Raw genomic sequence first — 1,380 nt, 5'->3', positions numbered from 1 at the left:
GATGGTAAGCCCTCCCGTATCGTAGTTATCTACACGACGGGGAGTCAGGCAACTATGGATGAACGAAATAGACAGATCGCTGAGATAGGTGCCTCACTGATTAAGCATTGGTAACTGTCAGACCAAGTTTACTCATATATACTTTAGATTGATTTAAAACTTCATTTTTAATTTAAAAGGATCTAGGTGAAGATCCTTTTTGATAATCTCATGACCAAAATCCCTTAACGTGAGTTTTCGTTCCACTGAGCGTCAGACCCCGTAGAAAAGATCAAAGGATCTTCTTGAGATCCTTTTTTTCTGCGCGTAATCTGCTGCTTGCAAACAAAAAAACCACCGCTACCAGCGGTGGTTTGTTTGCCGGATCAAGAGCTACCAACTCTTTTTCCGAAGGTAACTGGCTTCAGCAGAGCGCAGATACCAAATACTGTTCTTCTAGTGTAGCCGTAGTTAGGCCACCACTTCAAGAACTCTGTAGCACCGCCTACATACCTCGCTCTGCTAATCCTGTTACCAGTGGCTGCTGCCAGTGGCGATAAGTCGTGTCTTACCGGGTTGGACTCAAGACGATAGTTACCGGATAAGGCGCAGCGGTCGGGCTGAACGGGGGGTTCGTGCACACAGCCCAGCTTGGAGCGAACGACCTACACCGAACTGAGATACCTACAGCGTGAGCTATGAGAAAGCGCCACGCTTCCCGAAGGGAGAAAGGCGGACAGGTATCCGGTAAGCGGCAGGGTCGGAACAGGAGAGCGCACGAGGGAGCTTCCAGGGGGAAACGCCTGGTATCTTTATAGTCCTGTCGGGTTTCGCCACCTCTGACTTGAGCGTCGATTTTTGTGATGCTCGTCAGGGGGGCGGAGCCTATGGAAAAACGCCAGCAACGCGGCCTTTTTACGGTTCCTGGCCTTTTGCTGGCCTTTTGCTCACATGTTCTTTCCTGCGTTATCCCCTGATTCTGTGGATAACCGTATTACCGCCTTTGAGTGAGCTGATACCGCTCGCCGCAGCCGAACGACCGAGCGCAGCGAGTCAGTGAGCGAGGAAGCGGAAGAGCGCCCAATACGCAAACCGCCTCTCCCCGCGCGTTGGCCGATTCATTAATGCAGCTGGCACGACAGGTTTCCCGACTGGAAAGCGGGCAGTGAGCGCAACGCAATTAATGTGAGTTAGCTCACTCATTAGGCACCCCAGGCTTTACACTTTATGCTTCCGGCTCGTATGTTGTGTGGAATTGTGAGCGGATAACAATTTCACACAGGAAACAGCTATGACCATGATTACGCCAAGCTCAGATCGTCTGCGCGGGCATTGCCACGGGTAAAGTTGGGCAACAGGGCTGCATCCACACTTTCACTCGGTGGGTTCCACGACCGCAAC

General features: G+C 51.4%; 1 pseudogene. It reads left to right on the top strand.

The annotated features are described in order from the left end of the window. Positions 1-114: pseudogene (locus ACEO2X_RS13835) on the top strand (class A beta-lactamase LEN-27); the annotation flags it as partial. Between the last annotated feature and the right edge of the window lie 1,266 nt (positions 115-1,380).

This window comes from Acinetobacter sp. AL9, from assembly GCF_041464035.1.
Lineage (GTDB): Bacteria > Pseudomonadota > Gammaproteobacteria > Pseudomonadales > Moraxellaceae > Acinetobacter > Acinetobacter towneri.
This window is presented reverse-complemented; position numbering and strand designations above follow the sequence as displayed.